Source organism: Streptosporangium sp. NPDC006930, from assembly GCF_040635605.1.
Classification (GTDB): domain Bacteria; phylum Actinomycetota; class Actinomycetes; order Streptosporangiales; family Streptosporangiaceae; genus Streptosporangium.
This window is the reverse complement of sequence record NZ_JBEYID010000006.1, coordinates 134,299-152,028: the sequence shown is the minus strand read 5'-3', so window position 1 is coordinate 152,028 and position 17,730 is coordinate 134,299. Positions and strand designations below refer to the sequence as shown.

At 71.9% G+C, this 17,730-nt stretch carries 14 protein-coding genes; 2 read left to right on the top strand and 12 right to left on the bottom strand.

What is annotated here, in order from left to right:
- Positions 1–169: 169 nt before the first annotated feature.
- Together mnmA and ABZ664_RS13110 are read right to left on the bottom strand one after the other, a co-directional pair.
- A complete protein-coding gene (gene mnmA / locus ABZ664_RS13115) occupies positions 170–1,240 on the bottom strand; it encodes a tRNA 2-thiouridine(34) synthase MnmA (protein ID WP_362507655.1) in 1,071 nt (356 codons plus the stop codon).
- A gap of 169 nt (positions 1,241–1,409) precedes the next feature.
- Positions 1,410–2,573 carry a cysteine desulfurase family protein gene (locus tag ABZ664_RS13110; protein ID WP_362507652.1) on the bottom strand — a complete coding sequence of 388 codons (1,164 nt, stop codon included), beginning with the start codon at positions 2,571–2,573 and terminating at the stop codon, positions 1,410–1,412.
- A 111-nt stretch (positions 2,574–2,684) separates the two neighbouring features.
- Between ABZ664_RS13110 and ABZ664_RS13105 the strand changes: the two genes are divergently transcribed.
- Both ABZ664_RS13105 and ABZ664_RS13100 read left to right on the top strand, forming a co-directional pair.
- Entirely contained in the window at positions 2,685–3,191 is a 507-nt protein-coding gene (locus ABZ664_RS13105; RefSeq protein ID WP_362507649.1) for a TetR/AcrR family transcriptional regulator, read from the top strand.
- A 181-nt stretch (positions 3,192–3,372) separates the two neighbouring features.
- Complete coding sequence (locus ABZ664_RS13100) at positions 3,373–4,575, top strand: MFS transporter (RefSeq protein WP_362507646.1); 1,203 nt, start codon at positions 3,373–3,375, stop codon at positions 4,573–4,575.
- A 79-nt stretch (positions 4,576–4,654) separates the two neighbouring features.
- Here the strand turns inward: ABZ664_RS13100 and ABZ664_RS13095 are convergent, their stop codons facing one another.
- The 10 genes from ABZ664_RS13095 to ABZ664_RS13050 form a co-directional block, all read right to left on the bottom strand.
- Positions 4,655–5,608, bottom strand: a complete 954-nt coding sequence (locus ABZ664_RS13095; protein ID WP_362507643.1) for an electron transfer flavoprotein subunit alpha/FixB family protein — start codon at positions 5,606–5,608, stop codon at positions 4,655–4,657.
- A gap of 18 nt (positions 5,609–5,626) precedes the next feature.
- Positions 5,627–6,406 carry an electron transfer flavoprotein subunit beta/FixA family protein gene (locus tag ABZ664_RS13090; RefSeq protein ID WP_362507640.1) on the bottom strand — a complete coding sequence of 260 codons (780 nt, stop codon included), beginning with the start codon at positions 6,404–6,406 and terminating at the stop codon, positions 5,627–5,629.
- Between the two features lie 327 nt (positions 6,407–6,733).
- The gene (locus ABZ664_RS13085; protein WP_362507637.1) at positions 6,734–8,116 is read right to left on the bottom strand and encodes a serine/threonine-protein kinase; all 1,383 of its coding nucleotides are present in this window, start codon (positions 8,114–8,116) and stop codon (positions 6,734–6,736) included.
- A 109-nt stretch (positions 8,117–8,225) separates the two neighbouring features.
- Positions 8,226–10,187 (bottom strand): serine/threonine-protein kinase, encoded by a 1,962-nt coding sequence (locus ABZ664_RS13080; protein WP_362507634.1) that lies wholly within the window; start codon positions 10,185–10,187, stop codon positions 8,226–8,228.
- Positions 10,187–12,589, bottom strand: a complete 2,403-nt coding sequence (locus tag ABZ664_RS13075; RefSeq protein WP_362507631.1) for a protein kinase — start codon at positions 12,587–12,589, stop codon at positions 10,187–10,189. The genes ABZ664_RS13080 and ABZ664_RS13075 overlap by 1 nt, the downstream gene beginning before the upstream one ends.
- Positions 12,590–12,720: 131 nt before the next feature.
- On the bottom strand, positions 12,721–13,272 hold the full coding sequence (locus ABZ664_RS13070) for a YbaK/EbsC family protein (protein ID WP_362507628.1): 552 nt from the start codon (positions 13,270–13,272) through the stop codon (positions 12,721–12,723).
- A gap of 73 nt (positions 13,273–13,345) precedes the next feature.
- The gene (locus ABZ664_RS13065; protein WP_362507626.1) at positions 13,346–14,992 is read right to left on the bottom strand and encodes an FAD-dependent oxidoreductase; all 1,647 of its coding nucleotides are present in this window, start codon (positions 14,990–14,992) and stop codon (positions 13,346–13,348) included.
- A gap of 232 nt (positions 14,993–15,224) precedes the next feature.
- Complete coding sequence (locus ABZ664_RS13060; RefSeq protein ID WP_362507623.1) at positions 15,225–16,079, bottom strand: M55 family metallopeptidase; 855 nt, start codon at positions 16,077–16,079, stop codon at positions 15,225–15,227.
- Complete coding sequence (locus tag ABZ664_RS13055) at positions 16,064–17,290, bottom strand: DUF6395 domain-containing protein (protein WP_362507620.1); 1,227 nt, start codon at positions 17,288–17,290, stop codon at positions 16,064–16,066. Before ABZ664_RS13055 ends, ABZ664_RS13060 begins: the two co-directional genes overlap by 16 nt.
- Complete coding sequence (locus ABZ664_RS13050; protein WP_362507617.1) at positions 17,287–17,685, bottom strand: hypothetical protein; 399 nt, start codon at positions 17,683–17,685, stop codon at positions 17,287–17,289. The genes ABZ664_RS13055 and ABZ664_RS13050 overlap by 4 nt, the downstream gene beginning before the upstream one ends.
- Between the last annotated feature and the right edge of the window lie 45 nt (positions 17,686–17,730).

The following is a 17,730-nucleotide window of genomic DNA, read 5'->3' as shown; positions in this document are numbered from 1 at the left end:
GGTAGGCGAACCCGCGCCGGTTCCGCACGCCGGGCTCGCGAGGACGTGACCGCCGAGGACACGCCCGCGCGACGGCCCGGAACGCGGATCGAAGAACGCGCCCTCAGGGAACGCGCTCGGAGAACGGGCTCGGAGAACGGGCTCGGAGAGCGCACTCCGGAGAACGCGCTCAGGAGGCCGAGGCGATGGTGGCCGAGCCGATCACGGTGTCGCCGAGATACAGCACGGCCGCCTGCCCCGCCGCGACCCCGGTGGCCGGGGCGTCCAGCGTGATGTGGACCTCCCCGCCGGAGAGCTGGGCACGGCAGCCGTACACCTCGCCGTGGGCGCGGAGCTGGACCGTGCAGGCCAGTGGCTCGCGCGGCTCGTCCACCGGGCCGTTCCAGACCGGCCGCTCCGCGACGATGGCCGTGACCTGGAGGGACGAACGCGGGCCGACGGTGACGGTGTTGGAGACCGGCTCGATGGAGAGCACGTAGCGCGGGCGGCCGTCGGGGGCCGGGCGGTCGATGCGCAGGCCCTTGCGCTGGCCGATCGTGAAGCCGTAGGCACCCTCGTGGCCACCCACGACCTCGCCGGACTCGTCGACGATCGGGCCGTGCTCCGCGCCGAGGCGGTCGGCGAGGAAGCCTCGGGTGTCGCCGTCGGCGATGAAACAGATGTCGTGACTGTCGGGCTTGTCGGCCACCATGAGGCCACGCCGCGCGGCCTCCTCGCGGACCTGGGCCTTGGTGGAGTCACCCAGTGGGAAGATCGCGTGAGAGAGCTGCTCCCTGGTGAGCACGCCCAGGACGTACGACTGGTCCTTGCCCTGGTCGGGGCTGCGGCTCAGGACACCGTCCGTGATCCGCGCGTGGTGCCCGGTGGCCACCGCGTCGAAACCCAGCGCGAGGGCCCGGTCGAGCACCGCCTCGAACTTGATCTTCTCGTTGCAGCGCAGGCACGGGTTGGGCGTGCGCCCGGCGGCGTACTCGCTGACGAAGTCTTCGACCACGTCTCGGTGGAACCGCTCGGCCATGTCCCATATGTAGAAGGGGATGCCGATCACGTCGGCGGCCCTGCGGGCGTCTCGCGAGTCCTCGACCGTACAGCACCCGCGGGCGCCGGTCCGATAGGACTGAGGGTTGGCGGAGAGGGCGAGGTGGACACCGGTGACGTCATGGCCCGCCTCGGCGATGCGGGCGGCCGCCACTGCGGAGTCGACGCCACCGGACATGGCGGCAAGCACACGAAGACTCATAACCTCTTGAGCCTACCCGCGTCGGGCGCCCACCCCCGTCGGATCAGGAGGCCCCCGGGCCATGATCCGGCTCGCGCCCGGCCGAGGGACCGGGAGCCCCGGAAACACGAACCGCTTCCGCCCGAGATTCGGCGCGCGGTCCGTACGACGGGCACCCGTACGGCATGGATCAGCTCATCCCCGCACGACGGGCGCGCTCGACGACGAGGCCGATGACCTCGATCAGCCGGTCCACGTCCTCCTCGGTCGAGGTGTGCCCCAGGGAGAAGCGCAGCGAGCCGCGCGCCCTCACCCCGTCGGCGCCCATCGCGAGCAGCACGTGGGAGGGCTGGGCCACCCCGGCCGAGCAGGCCGAACCGGTCGAGCACTCCACGCCCTTGGCGTCCAGCAGCATGAGCAGGGCGTCGCCCTCGCAGCCGGGGAAGGAGAAGTGGGCGTTGCCGGGCAGGCGGCTCACCGGGTCGCCGTTGAGGATCACGCCGGGCACCGCCTGGCGGACCCTGCGGATGAGGTCGTCGCGGAGCCCGGTCAGCCGGGCGGAGGTCTCGGCCTGCCGGGCCACCGCGGCCCGCACCGCCGTGGCGAAGCCGGCGACGGAGGGGGCGTCGAGCGTGCCGGAGCGGATGTCGCGCTCCTGGCCGCCGCCGTGCAGCACCGGCATCGGGTCGACGCCCCTGGCGAGCAGCAGGGCGCCGACGCCCATCGGGCCGCCGACCTTGTGCCCGGAGATCGTCAGAGCGTCGACCCCCGAGCCGGCGAAGTCCAGGGGAAGCTGGCCGACGGCCTGGACCGCGTCGGTGTGGAAGGGGATGCCGTGCTCTCGGGCGATCGCGGCGAGCTCGTGGACCGGCTGGATGGTGCCGACCTCGTTGTTGGCCCACATCACGCTGACCAGGGCGACGCTCGCCGGGTCACGCTCGATGGCGTCGCGGAGGGTCTGCGGGTGCACCCGGCCGAACTCGTCGACGTCGAGCAGTTCGACGGTCGCGCCCTGGTGATCGCTCAGCCAGTGCGCGGGGTCCAGGGCGGCGTGGTGTTCCACCGCGCTGATCAGGATCCTGTCGGCGCCCCCGGCGCGACGGGCCCAGTACAGGCCCTTCACGGCGAGGTTGTCGGCCTCGGTGCCGCCCGCCGTGAAGACGACCTCGCTGGGCCTGGCGCCGAGCGCGGCGGCGATGGTCTCCCTCGACTCCTCGACGACCTGGCGGGTGCGGCGGCCGGCGGCGTGCAGGGACGACGCATTGCCGACCCGGCCGAATTGGGCTGTCATCGCCTCGATCGCCTCGGGAAGCATCGGCGTGGTCGCCGCGTGATCGAGATAGGCGGGCTTCACGACCGCATTCCCCTCCCCCACTCGCTGTCAACCTTCCAAGGGTATCCGCGCCCGCCCGGGACCCGATCCCCGAGTTGACCACTAAACCGTCCAGACGGTACAGTAACCGCCATGAGACGGGAAGAGCTGTTGGACGCGGCAGAGAATCTGCTCTGCGACCAGGGCTCTCAGGCGCTCACCCTGGCGACCGTCGCCGAGCGCGCCGGATGCAGCAAGGGCGGTCTGCTCTATCACTTCGGCACGAAGGAAGCCCTGATCAAGGGCATGGTCGAGCGGCTGATCGAGGAGTTCGACGAGCTCATCGCGGCGCAGGGGCACGACACCTACACCAAGAACTATCTGGCGGCCACGTTCGCCGCCGTGCAGAGCGGCAGGCTGCGGCGCTGGGCCGTGGTGACGGGAGCCTCCGGCAATCTCTATCTTCTGGCGCCGCTGCGGGTGGCGATGGCCCGATGGCACCGCGAGGGGCTCGACCGCGAGCCCGACCCGGGGGCCGCGCAGATCGTGCGCCTGGCCTGCGAGGGACTGTGGGACGTGGCGAGCCACGACCCCGATCTCTACGACGCCGAGCACTTCGAAGGGCTGAAACAGCGCCTTCTCGCCCTGTTGCCCGCCTGAGCACCCCCGCTCACCTGATCATCCTGGCGCCGTGACGCGCCGGCCGGTGGGCATCCGTTCCGATCATTCACCCGAGCAGGTAGGCCCTTAAAGATTGGTGGTCGCTTTCGCGTGCGAAAGCGACCGTCTTCGGCATGCCCGCTCCCCGGTTTGTCAAAACATTTATTGAAGGGATTAAGTCATGACCCGCGACCTGAGAGCGGCCCGAACCGGGGCGGTTCTCACATTCGTGCTCGCCGGGCTGCTGTGCGGATCGATGACCGTTCGCATTCCGGCGCTCTCCGACAAACTCGGCCTGTCCGAGGCGTCGGTGGGCGTCACCCTCCTCGTGTGGGGGCTGGGAGCGCTCATCACCATGCAGTCGATGCGCGGGGTGATGGCACGCTTCGGCAGCCGGAGCATCCTGCGGGTCGCGGCTCCCCTGACCGCGATCACCCTGGCGCTGCTCGCGGTGGCGCCTTCGTTCCCCCTCGCCCTGGTCGCGAGCGGCCTGTTCGGCATGGCGTTCGGCGCGGTGGACGTCGCGATGAACGCGCAGGGTTCGGCGGTCGAGCGCGCCTACGACCGTCCGCTGATGAACGGCATGCACGCCGGCTGGTGCGTGGGGGCGATCTCGGCGGGCCTGCTGGGCACCGTGGCAATCATGGCGGGACTCTCGTTCACGGTCCACCTCGCCCTGGTCGCGCTGCTCGCGCTCCCCGTGACGGCCTTCGTCAGCCGCTCCTACCTGCCCGACCCTCCGGCGACCTCGGGCCACTCGGCCGAGGGCCGGAGCACGGCGAGGCGCCGGATGCCTCCGGTGGTCTACCTCCTCGGCGTGATCGCCTTCTGCGCGTTCATGGTGGAGGGTACGGTCGCCGACTGGAACGGCCTGTACCTGCGCAACGTGCTGGGTGCGCCGGAGGCGCTCGCCGCCCTGGGCTATCCGATCTTCGAGGCGGGCATGCTCGCCGGACGTCTCACCGGCGACCGGGTCCGGATCCGCTTCGGGGCCCGCGGCATGATGGTCGCCTCGGGTCTGGCCACCGCCGCGACCTTCGCCGTGGTCATCACGGCCCCCACGGCGCCGATCGCCCTGTCGGCGATGCTGTTCGTGGGCGTGGCCGTGGCGACGGTCTCGCCGATGGCGATGTCCCTGGCGGGCGGCGCGACCGGCGATCCCGGACCCGCCATCGCCCAGACCGGTGCGATGGGCTACGCGGGACTGCTGCTCGGCCCAGTGATCATCGGTTTCCTCTCCGATCTGGTCACGCTCAGGGTGGGCCTCGGCATCGCCGTGGTGCTCGGCGTCCTGATCGCCGTCGCGGCGTGGTTCCTGCCCCGCTCCCGCGCGGTCACCGTCGCGCTGGAGACCCCCAGGCGCGAGCTGTCCATGGCGGCCTGAACTCGCCGAGGGGCACCGCACGCGACGTGCGGTGCCCCTCCCGTCTTCCTGCCTGTCGTACGCGGGTGACCCGAGCGGGTCACTTGCGCTTGGTGACCTCCTCGGTCAGCTGCGGGACGATCTGGTGCAGGTCGCCCACGACGCCGTAGTCGGCGAGCTCGAAGATCGGCGCCTCGGGGTCCTTGTTGATCGCGACGATCGTCTTCGCGGTCTGCATGCCGGCCCGGTGCTGGATCGCCCCGGAGATGCCCGCCGCGATGTACAGCTGCGGCGAGACGGTCTTGCCGGTCTGGCCGACCTGGAACTGGTGCGGGTACCAGCCGGCGTCGGTGGCGGCGCGGGAGGCGCCGACGGCCGCGCCGAGCGAGTCGGCCAGCTCCTCGATGATGGAGAACTTCTCCGCGGAGCCGACGCCCCGGCCACCGGAGACCACGATCGCGGCCTCGGTGAGCTCCGGGCGAGCGCCCTTCTCCTCCTTGACCCGCTCCACGATCCTGGCGCCCTTGGCGGCGTCGGACACGGTGAAGGTGACGTGCTCCTCGGCGCCCGCGCCCGCGGCGGCCTCGACGGGAGTGGCGTTGGGGCGCACCGCGACGATCGGGATGCCCTTGGTCACGCGCGAGCGGACGTTGATGCCGCCGCCGAAGATGGACTGGTCGGCGACCAGGCCGTCCTCGATGCCGACGACGTCGGTGAGCACACCGGAGTCGATCTTGATGGCGAGTCGGCCGGCGATCTCCTTCGCCTCGGCCGTCGCGGCGACGAGCACCGCGACCGGCGACTTCTCGCCCACCAGGTGGGCGAGCAGCTCCGCCTTGGGGGCCACGACGTAGTCGCTCACCTCGGCGGAGTCGGCCACGTAGATCTTCTCCGCGCCGTACTCGGCCAGCCTGGCCTTGGCCTCGGGAGAGTAACCCGCGCCCGTCCAGACCGCCGCCGGGGTGCCCAGCTTCCTGGCGAGCGTCAGCAGCTCAAGGGTGACCTTCTTGACCTGGCCCTCGACGTGTTCGACCAGAACGAGAATCTCGGACATTTCACCTAACCCCCGTTCTCAGACGAACTTCTTCGACGCGAGGAAGTCGGCGGCCTTCACGCCACCGTCGCCCTCGTCCTTGACGACCGTGCCCGCCGCGCGAGGCGGGGCGACCGCGAACTCGGCGACCTCGCTCCAGGAGTTCGCCAGGCCCACCTGGGAGGCGTCGATCTCGGCGTCGGCGACGCCGAGCTTCTCGACCGGCTTCTTCTTCGCGGCCATGATGCCCTTGAAGGACGGGTAGCGCGGCTCGTTGATCTTCTCCACGACGGAGACGACGGCGGGCAGCGAGGCCTCGACCTTGTCATAGCCGTAGTCGGTGACGCGCTGGATGGAGATGGCGCTCCCGTCGACCTGCACCTGGTTGGCGAAGGTGAGCTGCGGCACGCCGAGGCGCTCGGCCAGCATCGCGGCGAGGACGCCTGTGCGGGCGTCCGTCGACTCCGAGCCGAGCACGACCAGATCGAAACCGATCTTCTTGAGGGTCTGTGCCAGGGCGTGTGAGGTGCCCAGGGCGTCCGAGCCGTGCAGCGCGTCGTCCACCAGGTGGACGGCCTTGTCGGCGCCCATGGCCAGAGCCTTGCGGATGGTGTCGCTCGCCTTGGCGGGGCCCATGGTGAGGACGGTCACCTCACCGCCGTGGGCCTCTTTCAGGCGCAGTGCCTCCTCGACCGCGTATTCGCACAGCTCGTTGATGACGCCGTCGGCGGCGTCGCGGTCGAGCGTATTGTCATCGGACCTCAGCTTGCGCTCGGTCGCCGTGTCGGGGACCTGCTTCACGCAGACGACGATGTTCATGGCCGGTGGCCGACCTCCCGTGTTCGCGTACGCCACCGCGTCGCTGCGGTTGACGCCGAATGCGGTACGTGCACGCGGGGTACGTGCACGCGCTGCCAAGACTGCCAAATGCTCTCGGGCGGCGTGGCAGTGGGTTGCCCGGTCGGTACGTGCCCGCCCCGGCCCCCCTCAATTATGTTACCCACGAGTAGCTTAGGCGCAAACCGCCAGGTTGCACGGCTCACATCGGGCAGCCGTAACCTTCCCCGAGGAACACTCCCCTACCATACCGAGCTATGTTCCGGTGTTCGCGGGCGGGTTCCACACAGCGGGACAGCCCTCGCCCGCTCAGCTCGCCACCAGGATCCCGACCAGGACGAAGACGACGGTGCCCAGCACCAGTGCCAGGGTGAGCGTACTGAAGAACGTGCTCAAAACCGCTCCCAGCGCGACGGCCCCGGCCCCCGCCGCCAGGTCGAGGATCATGCGCCCGCGGTCGCGACGGGCGAACAGGGCGATGCCCCCGTCGACGAGCATCACCGAGCCGTACCCGGTGAGCAGCAGCAGCGCCACCTCTGGCAGCGGTTCCCTCGCGGTCGCGGCCAGCAGGGAGACGAACAGACCGGTGCCGACGACCCAGCGACGGTGCAGGACCACCCTGCGGCGCGCGAAGGCCTCCTCCGGCGAGGGCCTGCCCGCCGCCCGGCGCGGCTCCCCCGGCCGCCACTCCCGGGTGCTGAGATCCTGCATCCCGGTGTCCGCGGGCCGCCTGCTCTCCGGCACGGAGACGTCCCCGTGCCGGGCCTCGGCGTCAGGAAGGTCCGCCTCCACGAACGGCGGAGGGTCACGGAACCCGACCCTCCGCCGCCGCACACCCTTGCCCCGGACGCTCTTCCTCGCGCCGGCTTCCTCGTGGCGGTGTCCGGCCGGTCGGACGACCGGCGTACCGTCCAGCCACTCCACGATCATGTCCGCGGACGGCCGGTCGGCGGGAACGCGCAGCAGGCACCTGCCGAGCGTCGGCTCCAGCCATCCGGGAACGCCGTCGAGGTCGGGAGGATGGTGGACGACGCGGTAGCCGACCGCCGACGCCGGCCCCGTGCCGTAGGGGTGCCGCCCGGTGGCCGCGTACGCCAGCGTCGCCCCGAGGGCGAAGACGTCGGCCTCGGGACCGGCCTCGGCGCCCTCCAGCACCTCGGGCGCCAGATAGCCGGGGGTGCCGAGCACGGCCCCCGAGGCGGTGACCGAGGGCGAGTCGAGCGCGGAGGCGATGCCGAAGTCGATCACGACCGGTTCGCCGTCGGTCAGGATCACGTTGGCGGGCTTGAGGTCGCGGTGCACCACTCCGGCGGCGTGCACGGTGGCGAGGGCCTCGGCCAGGCCGCGCGCCAGGCGTACGAGATCGTCGCCGCCGACGGGCCCGTCGGCGGCGACCACCGCGCTGAGGGGACGACCCTGCACATAACGGGTGACCAGATAGGGGCGGGGCCCCTCCAGGGAGGCGTCCAGGACCTCGGCGACCCGAGGCCCCTGGACCAGCCGCATGGTCTCCACCTCGCGGGCCAGCCTGGTCAGGGCCGTCTCGTCCGCCGCTACGTGGGGGTGCAGGATCTTGACCGCCACCGTGCGTCCACCCGGATCCAGCGCCAGATGGACCTCGCCGAAACCTCCGGCGCCCAGCCTCGACAACAGGCGGTAAGGGCCAAGACGTTCACCGTCAGCCGCGACCATGCGACTCCTTCCGGCCGGTCACCTCCATCGTGCAGCAGAGAGGGCGATCGCGCACCGGTCACCGGCCGGAAAAACCCGCCGATGGCCCCGTTGCCTGCGGAACGTGCCGTTATCTCCAGAAGGTGAGGAAGCCGAGGCCGAGGCTGGTCATCAGGTCGTCGAAGAGACCCCCGACGAGGTCGAGCGCGCCCATCGTGCCCTCGTTCGCCGTCTGCCGCCACTGGGCCGTGAGGTCTTTGACCACCTCGGTGGGGGGCTGCCACGGCGAGAAGGAGGGGACCACGCTCCACGCCGTCATGACCGCGAAGAACGCCAGCGTGCCCAGCACGATCGTGGTCACCATGCCCGCGCCGGGGCTGCGGATGACCCCGCTCAGCGCGCGGGCGACGGCCTTGCGCGGCTTGCCGCCACCGGGCAGGACGAACAGCCCCGCCACGAAGGCACCCGCGGCGTAGGCGGCCGCGAAGTTCTTGTTCATGTCTCCGGCGTAGACGAGGAAGCCCCACACGCACATGCCGAACATCGCGGACAGCACCGCGCTGACGAGCGTCCCGAACGCGGACCTGATCAACGCCCACGGGGTGCCGAGCACCGCGAGCAGCGGGTCGCTCGCACTGCTGCCCCGGATGGAGCGGCGCTGGGCCAGTTCGCCGAAGAGGTGCTCGCCCACCCGCAGGCAGAGCGCGGCGGCCAGCGCGAAGACGCTCACCACCACGGGCAGCATGCAGGCGAGCGCCACCAGGATCGTGAGCAGCAGCGCCGCGGCGAGCGGATGGCTCGCACGGTAGCGCTCCTGCGGAGGGGTGCGGGGCGCGGGCCGGTCCTGGGTCGGGGCCTCGCGCCGCGCCTGGACCGGCGGCGGGTAGGGCCGCGCCTGGCCGGTGGGCGGCGGCGCCGGATACCCGGCCACCCGCTGGTCGGGGAAGGGCGGCGGTGCGGCCGCCCTGGCCTGCGCCGAGGGCGGCGCGGGGACGTAGGGCGGCGGCTTGGAAGCCGGGACGTAAGGGGGCGGTGCCGTCGTGGCGGATCCCTGGCCCTGTTCCTGCCTGGTCTCCTGCCTCGGCCTGCGCTCGCGCCGCTCCGGCTTGGCGTACTCGACCGGCGGGAGCAGGTCGGCGTAACCGCTGTCCTGCGGCAGCACGCGGGTGCCCTGCGGAGGCGGGGGCGGCGGCGGGGCGCCGTCCAGGACCCTGGTGCCGTCGGTGTTGAGAACCTTCGTCCCGCCGTCGAGGACGGCGGTGGGCGGCGTCTCGTGGAAGGCCGTCACCCTCGGGTCGAGGGCGCGGGCCATCCTGTGCAGCTCCATCGCGGACGGCCTCGCGGTGGGGTCGACGGCGAGGGCCCGCCTGAGCCAGCCCCGCAGCCACGCGGGGGCCAGATCGACGTTGGCCCGGCCCTCCATGATGTTGAAGCAGACGACCTCGAAGCTGCCCGTGCCGAACGGCGGCTTGCCGGTCGCACCGAAGAAGACCGTCGAGGCCAGCGCGTGCACGTCGGCCGCCTGGGTGATCTCGGAGTCGCGGATGATCTCCGGAGCGAGATAGCCGGGGGTGCCGACGAACATGCCGGTCTGGGTGAGCCGGGTCGCGTTGACCAGGTGCGCGATACCGAAGTCGATGACGAGCGGGTCACCGTTGACGATCATCACGTTGGACGGCTTGAAGTCGCGGTGGATGACGTCGGCGGCGTGGATGGCCACCAGCGCCGCGCACATGCCCTGCGCCAGCCGGATGAGCTGGTCCGCGGGGAGCGGACCGTCCTCCAGGACGGTCTCCTCCAGCGTGCGGCCAGGGGCGAACCTGGTCACGATGTAGGGCTGCCTCGCCGTCAGCTCGGCGTCGAGCACCTCGGCGACGTGCGGGCTGCGCACCCGCCGCATGGTCTCCACCTCGCGGGTGAGCCGGTCGCGGGCCTTGAGGTCGGCGGCCACGTGCGGGTGCAGGACCTTGACGGCCACCTCGCGCCCGTCCTCGTCGAGCCCGAGGTGGACGACGCCCATGCCGCCCTCGCCGATCTTCCTGAGCAGGCGGTACGGGCCCAGCCGCTCGGGCGCCCGCGTGTCGCCGGTCATCACGCCGCCTTCTTTCGTAGGTGTTCCAGTTCGGTCACCACCGTCCCGACGTCGACCGGCGTCCACACCGCCCGTCGTGCCGCTTCCCCCACGGTGCCGATCGCCAGGAAGACCATCAGCCCCGCCACCACCGCCAGCCCCGCGGCGGCGATCATGGCCGCGCCGCGCGACGGCAGCAGTGATGCCAGCGTACGTCTCATCTGGCGGCTGGGGCCTTCGACACCGGGTCCGGCGCAGACGGTCCAGAGCGCGACGGCCACGCCCCAACTCAGCGCGTTGGTCTCCGGCATGTCCCTGACCAGCACGGCGAGCAGGAGCGTCACCGGCAGGCCGAGGATGAGCGCGTACGGCACGAGGGCGACGGTGATGCCGATCGACTTCAGGAGCGCGGCCGGCTGGCCGAGCACCCGCAGGACGTCGGCGGCCGCCTCGCCCGCGCCCCTTCTGGCGTTGAGCGCGGGCTGGGCGATGTCGGCGGCGCGCAGCAGGATCGCCACCGGGATGACCAGCGCGGCGACGATCACCGGGGCGATGACCGCCGCGACCGTCATGATGACCAGCATCAGCACGCCCGCCACCCCGTACGCCTTGGAGCGCTGCAACGCGTGACCCGGGCGCTGGCCGGGGTGGAGCGCCGCCGGAACGGGCTGCTGGGGCTGCTGGTTGTGCTGTGCGTGCTGGTGGGCGTGCTGCTGGTGCTGCGGCTGGGGGTGCGGATAGGGGTAGGGCGGCGGCGTGGGGGTGCGGACCTGCGGGGTCTGCTGCTGGTCGGGCGGTGCCTGCCGCTGCGGGTAGGGCGGCGAGGTCCGGCCGCCCGGCAGCGGCGACCGGCCCTGCCGGCCGTGCTGGACCTGCTGGCCGTGCTGACCCGCCTGCGCCTGCCGGCCGGGCTGGCCGGGCTGGCCGGGCTGGCCGGGCTGGCCGGGCTGGTTGGTGTACTGGCGGATGTACTCCTGCAGGTCCTGGGGGCGGACCCGCTGGGTGGGGATGTCCCCGTCGGAGACCGGCGCGGTGGCGCCCTGGTCGTGGACGGCGGGAGTGGACGGACCGGGCACCGTTCCGGGGACGACGCCCGGGGTGCGGGTGGGGACGTCCTCGGGGGCGAGCATGCCGGTGGGCAGGTCGTGCGCGGCCTGCTGGGCCGCCGCGGCCTGGCGCAGCTCCTCGGACGTCACCCTGCGGGTGGGCCACGGGTCGGGCTGCTCCGCACCGAGCAGCGAGACGTACTCGTGGGGCTGGGCCACGGGCGTGGGAGGCCACGAGGTGGGCTGCGGGACCGCGGGACGTGACGCCACCGGGGTCGGCACGTCACCGGGCTCGACGGCGGCACCCTGACGGCCGGGAACGTGCGGGACCGGGGACCCGGATCCCGTGGAACCCTGACCTTGCCGGGCCGCCTGACGACCGTGATCACCCTGACCCGGCAGCCCGCCCTGACCGGACCGCGCGCCGGGGGCGCCGGACGTGCCGGGGACACCGAAGGCTCCGGGACGTCCGGAGGTGCCCGAGGCACCGGGGAAGCCGGACGTGCCGGGCGTACGGGAGCCGGGGGCGGGGTCGTCGAACTCCGCGACCGTGGTGATCTCGTCGGGCACCCGGGGCCTGCCGGAGGTGGGCAGCAGTCGTCCCACCCGCTCCGCCAGCTCGGCGGCCGACGGCCGTCTCGCCGGGTCGCGCTGGAGGGCGGCCCGCAGGACCGGCTGGAGCGCCTGCGGAACGGCGTCGACGTTCGCCTTGCCCGCGGTGATGTTGTAGAAGATCATCTCCAGCGTGCCCTTGCCGAAGGGCGGCTGGCCGGTGGCGGCGAAGACCAGGGTCCCCGCCCAGGCGTGCACGTCGACCTCCGGCCCGGCCTCGTGCCCCTCGATGATCTCGGGGGCGAGATAGCCGGGGGTGCCGATGAACATGCCGGTCTGGGTGAGCCGGGTGGCGTCGACCGCCTGCGCGATGCCGAAGTCGATGAGAACCGGCTCGCCGTCCAGGATGAGAATGTTGCCCGGCTTCAGGTCGCGGTGGATCACCCCGACCGAATGGACGGCGGCCAGCGCCGACGCCACCCCGTGCGCGACCCGCAGCAGCGCGGGCAGCTCCATGGGGCCGTCCTGCTTGATCACCTCGTCCAGCGGACTGCCCGCGACGTATCGCGTCACGATGTACGGGCGGTGACCGGTCACGTCGGCGTCGATGACCTCCGCGATGTATTCGCTGCGCACCCGCCGCATCGTCTCGACCTCGCGCGAAAGACGGCGACGCGCGACGTCGTCGCCCGCCACCTCCGCACGGAGGACCTTCACCGCCACCTGCCGGCCCTGCGGGTCGACGGCTAGGTGAACCACGCCCATACCGCCCTCGCCGAGCCGCCTCAGCAGCCGGTAAGGGCCCAATCGGTCGTCCTGATTCATGGCATGAAGCACCATATCGGCTTAGATCCCGCCCACGAGATGAACCATCGGGCCACATTTCCCGATTGAATAACGTTCACAGAACCTCGACGGTTTCCCGATTTCCTCTCCCACTTAATCTCATTTTCGCGTCAGTTCGCCAGGTGAAGAACTCGCGCCGTCTTCAACCCCGCCAGCAGGGAGCCGGATACGGCGAGCTTGGAGCGGCGGACACCGCTGCCGATCACGACCCCCGGGTGGGCCGCCACCGCCTCGTCGACGAGCACCGGCCAGTCCTCGGGCAGCCCGAGCGGGGTGATCCCGCCGTACTCCATCCCGGTCAGCGTGACCGCGTCGTCCATCGGCGCGAACGAGATCTTCCGCGCATCCAGGTGGCGCCGGATCACCCCGTTCACGTCGGCCCTCGTGGTGGCGAGCACCATGCACGCCGCGTAGCGGGTCTCCCCCGCGCGCCTGGCCGCCACGATCACGCAGTTGGCCGACTCGTCCATGCCCACCCCGTAGCGCTCGCAGAAGGCCGCCGTGTCGGCGAGCTCCGGGTCGATCTCGGCGACGGTTATCCCGGCGAGCCCACCGACTCCGCCGCCGAACCCGCCAAGCTCGCCGACGGCCCGCGCCACCGGCTCGGCCAGCAGGTCAGGCCGCTCGGCGGCACTCGTCCAGTCCAACGTCCCGATCGTCATCGCCGTCTCGTCTCCCTAGGAATTCCCCTGGAAATTCTCCCGCACCGAAGACTTTACGACCGTGCGGTGACACTCAGGAGGTCGTCTGGAGCACCCGGTGGTGCAGATCGGTGACCGCTCTCCTCGCGGACTCCATCGCACCGGCCTGCCAGGCGGTGAGATGGGTGAGCCAGTCTCCGGCGAAGTGGACCCGGCCCGCGGGGCGCTGCAGCAGGGCGAACGCGCCCTCGTAGGAGGGCCAGCTCGCCCAGCCGCCCTCGATGTGCGGCTGGCGCCCCCAGGAGATCGAGACGCTGGAGCGCAGCTCGGCGCGGTACTTCTCCCCGTGGATCTTCTTGCCCTGGGTGAGCGCGCGGTTGCGGCGCTCGCGGTGGGAGAGGCCGGTGTACACGTCGGCGTTCTCATCTCTGTTGTAGTAGCCGACCACCAGGCCGCCGCGGGAGTGGTAGCCGTGGGAGGGGTACCAGATGTGAGTGATGTCCAGGTCCGTCTCGGTGGCACCGCCGTAGATGTGGTCGTCGATCTCCCACCAGCGTCTCCCGTACTCCAGCCCGATCTTGCCCGCGGAGACGGGTACGGGGGTGCGGAGGGCTGCGGTGATCGGGGTGCCGAGGTTGTGCGGCAGGCGCGCGAGCAGGTGGGGCGGCAGGGCCGCGACGCAGTAGTCGGCGCGGACGACGCCGTCCTCGGTGCCGCTCCGGTGGGTGATCTCCACGCCGTCGGGCAGGTTCTTGATCCCGGTCACCCGGGTGCCCGTCCTGATCCGGTCGCGGCCGACCGCGTCGGCGAGCGCGACGACAATCGCGTCCATGCCGCCCACCGGCTGGAACATGGGCATCACCTGGTCGTAGCCGAAGTCCATGGTGACGTATCTGCCGGTGCCCGCGGCGAGCACCTCGCGCAGCGAGGAGGCCGCGTCCACGGGCACGCCCTCGCTCACCCCCGGGTAGGTCTCGAACCCGCGCCGCGTGGAGTCCCGCCGGTAGGCGAGGTCGGGGCCGAGGTCGCCGAAGCGCCGCAGGAACTCCTCCAGCCGCTCGCGGTCGTCCGCGGTGAGACGCCGGTTCAGCGCGCCCGCGTTGCTCGCCTTGGCGAGCAGTTCCGCGACGTAGCCGTACATGTCGGCGCGGGCCGCGCGCGCCCTGGCCGGGGCGGTCATGCCCTGGGTATAGACGTACGCGGAGGCGTTGTTGTTGACGAAGATCTCAACGGGTACGCCCAGCTCGCGGCAGTAGTCCATGGTGACCATCCAGGGCGCGATCCGCGCGGCCCCCGCGTTGAAGTAGATGCCCTCCCCGAACGCCGCGGTCTGCGTCTCACCGCCCAGCTCGTCTAGCCGGTCGCCCGCGCGCAGCGTGAGGGTCCTGCCACCCACCCGGCCGGACGCCTCCAGGATCGTGCAGTCGTACCCGGCCTTGCCCAGCTCGTAGGCGCAGGTCAGCCCGGCGACGCCCGCACCGAGGACGACCACCTTGGCCGCTGCCCTGCCGGTGAGGGAGAAGTCGGAGCGCTGCGGTGGCGTGAAGTCCCTGTCCTGGGACTCCGGGGCGAGACCGAGCGCACCCATCGCCGCGAACATCGCCCCGGCGCCCCCGGCGGCGCCCACACCGACCAGCAGCGCCCTGCGCGTCAGGCCCGCTCCGGCGGGTGGCGCGGTCTTCGCGGCGGCGGGCACCGCGGAGGAGGTGTCGGGCCGCTCGGGACCCGTCTCGTCACTCATGGGGGTTGTCACAGCACATCGGGCACCGTCGGGTCGAAGGGGTTCGCCGGGGCGAAGAGGGGCGTCAGGACGAGGGGGTCGCCAGGGCGAGGGGAGTCGTCGGGTGGGTGGGAGTCATCAGGGCGAAGGGGGCCACCAAGGTGAGGGGAATCGCGCGTCGCAGGTTATCCGGATCGGGGGATCCAGGTGGCGAAAGGGGAGCGAAAAGGGCGGCGAGCGGTCATCGGAAGGGTCACCCGTACGCGCCGCTGCCGCAGGCCACATGGCCGCCGATCATCGCGAAGATCCCGAGGAGGGCCATGATCTGCGAGAAGTCGTCGGTGGTGAACTCCGTGTGCCGGGGGCCCGCCGCCGTCACACCGGGGATGATCGCGCATCCGGCGGCGATCGCGGTGGAGTTCCACTCGACACCGAGGACGAACGGCGGCTCGGGGGCGCACAGGCGGAAGTCGGCGACCCGGTCGAGCGCGCGGGCCGTCGCCTCGCGGATCCGGGCTTGGGCGACGGCGGGCGGCAGGAGTTCGGCGGCGAACCTGTCGATGCCCTTCTTGACCGCGACGGTCTCCACGTCGCCGAGCAGCTCCCTCGCCTCCTCGCAGACGGCTTCGTCCCCGGTCACCAGGACCACCGGCACGCCGAGCGTCCCCGCGAAGGAGGCGACGAGACGGGTCTCCCCGCAGACCTCGCCGTTGAGGTAGATGTTGTGGATCTCCTTGCCCATCCAGGTGTGGTTGAGCACCCCGTGCTGGACGCCGGCCCGCGCGTGGTAGCCGGCGAAGCAGGCCGCCCGGTGGCTCGCGTCGAGCCCCTGCCCCATCCGCAGCGGCTTGCCGGGACCCCGCAGGAGGGTCGCCCGCTCGTCGAGCAGGTCGATCCTGAGGTTCTTCGTCGAGCCGTGGGCGTCGTTGACGCGCACGGCGGTGGCACCGGCGTCGAACGCCCCCGCGACGACCGCGTTCGCGTCGCCGGTCATCAGCTCGCAGCCGCGCTCGTAGCCCCGGCCTCCGGCGTGCATCTCCTCGGGGTCGGTAAGTCCGGTGACGCCTTCCATGTCGACCGAGACGTAGACCTTCACGGCATCCCCCACGTCTCGACGCGGCGCGCCTCGTCCTCGCTCATGAAACCGATCTCCCCGTCCACGAAGTCGTGAACCTGCTTGCGCCACGGTTCGGGAATCTCCGCGATCGCGGGCGGGTAGCAACGGTCCAGCCAGGCGGTGGAGGACTCGGTCGCGCGCAGGTGCCGCGCCGCCGCGGCGAAGACCGTGTCCTCGATGCCGGGCACCCTGGCGCAGCCGTACTCGATCATCTCCTGCCCGCCGTACGGGGGCGGTTGCTGCCACTTGCGGGCGACCGGGCGGCCCACGGTGATCGTGGTACGGAGCGGACGGCGCTCGACGGCGGCCTGGATGAGCTCCTTGTACAGGCACTTGCCGCAGGTCCCGCAGGGACCGCCCACCCCGCGCAGGCACCAGCGGAGCTGTTCGCGCAGCTCGGAGCCGAGGGCGAGCCGCATCGTGACGGCCTCGCTCACGCCGCCCACCGGGAGCACGAGGTGCAGCCCGGCTGCGGCGAACGCCCGGCCCCAGGCGCCGTGCGGGGCCCACATCAGGTTGTCGGGCGTGTATCGGTGCACGTAGCGGGCGCCCCCCAGCCAGCGCGACCCCAGCTCGTAGCCCAGGGCGAGGCCCCCCAGGTCGAGCTCGTCGGCCATCAGCAGCGCGCCCACGGCGACCGCGTGATGCTCGGGGTAGCCGGGACGAGGCTCGGCGAGGGTGAACTCCAGGTCGGAGCGGACGACGGTGAGCTCGCGGCCGGTCTTCTCCGCCAGCGAGGCCAGGACGTCGGATCGGTAGTGGGTCCACCGGTTGGGCACGCGCGGGTGGGAGACCCGCTGGAAGTGCACGAACGGCGCGTCGGGCAGCATCGCGGCCACCGCGACCGAGTCGGCCCCGCCGCTGTAGGAGATCGCGAGTCTGCCGCCGGATCGCGTCCCGGTAGTCCCGGTGGGACCGGCCTCGACCCCCCAGCCCTCGCCGATCGCCCCGGCGAGTTCCGGCGAGATCGGCCGGTCGAAGGTGACGCGGCGCCGGGTCCACGGCGCGATCACGGTCCACGCGGCGAGGGCGAGCAGGTCGGGGTGGATGTCACGCGGTGCCCGTGGCAGCTCGGCCCTGAAGGTGTTCGTGGCCAGTTTCAGTGCCTGGCCGTCGGCGCAGTGGCCGGTGACGTCGTCCTCGGGGTCCAGCCGGAACACCAGGTGCCAGGTGTCGCCGTCGGCCGTCCAGGCCACTCTCACGCGCCGCTCCCCCTCCCGGCGATCCCCACGCCTCCCGCGCCTTTCGCACCTTCTGGTGCCCCTGCGGTCCCGGAGGTCCCGGTGGCGCGGTCCACGGCCTGCCAGAGCAGCACCTCGTTCCTGAGCACGCCGTCCAGCGCGACCGCGGTCTCCTGGGCCAGCCGGTGGGCGTCGTCCCAGCGCCCGGCCCGCACCGGGTCGAGTTTGACCCCGGCCACCCGCGCCCGCAGCTCGACGACCTCCGCGCGCAGCGCGGTGACCTCCCTGGCCAGCGTCTGCACCTCCCAGAGCGCGTCCTTCACGTCCTGCCTGTGGTCGGCCCTGGAGATGTACCGAGAGTCGAACCAGCCGAGAACCGCCCGCCGCAGCGGAGCGGGCACCAGCGCACGCTTCACCAACCGCACCATAATCCGGCACGATACCGGCAATTCTTGATCAGC

Coding starts and splice junctions, on each gene's coding strand:
- mnmA (WP_362507655.1), bottom strand. CDS start 1,240: ATGAGTCTTCGTGTGCTTGCCGCCATGTCCGGTGGCGTCGACTCCGCA.
- ABZ664_RS13105 (WP_362507649.1), top strand. CDS start 2,685: ATGAGACGGGAAGAGCTGTTGGACGCGGCAGAGAATCTGCTCTGCGAC.
- ABZ664_RS13100 (WP_362507646.1), top strand. CDS start 3,373: ATGACCCGCGACCTGAGAGCGGCCCGAACCGGGGCGGTTCTCACATTC.
- ABZ664_RS13095 (WP_362507643.1), bottom strand. CDS start 5,608: ATGTCCGAGATTCTCGTTCTGGTCGAACACGTCGAGGGCCAGGTCAAG.
- ABZ664_RS13090 (WP_362507640.1), bottom strand. CDS start 6,406: ATGAACATCGTCGTCTGCGTGAAGCAGGTCCCCGACACGGCGACCGAG.
- ABZ664_RS13085 (WP_362507637.1), bottom strand. CDS start 8,116: ATGGTCGCGGCTGACGGTGAACGTCTTGGCCCTTACCGCCTGTTGTCG.
- ABZ664_RS13080 (WP_362507634.1), bottom strand. CDS start 10,187: ATGACCGGCGACACGCGGGCGCCCGAGCGGCTGGGCCCGTACCGCCTG.
- ABZ664_RS13075 (WP_362507631.1), bottom strand. CDS start 12,589: ATGAATCAGGACGACCGATTGGGCCCTTACCGGCTGCTGAGGCGGCTC.
- ABZ664_RS13070 (WP_362507628.1), bottom strand. CDS start 13,272: ATGACGATCGGGACGTTGGACTGGACGAGTGCCGCCGAGCGGCCTGAC.
- ABZ664_RS13065 (WP_362507626.1), bottom strand. CDS start 14,992: ATGAGTGACGAGACGGGTCCCGAGCGGCCCGACACCTCCTCCGCGGTG.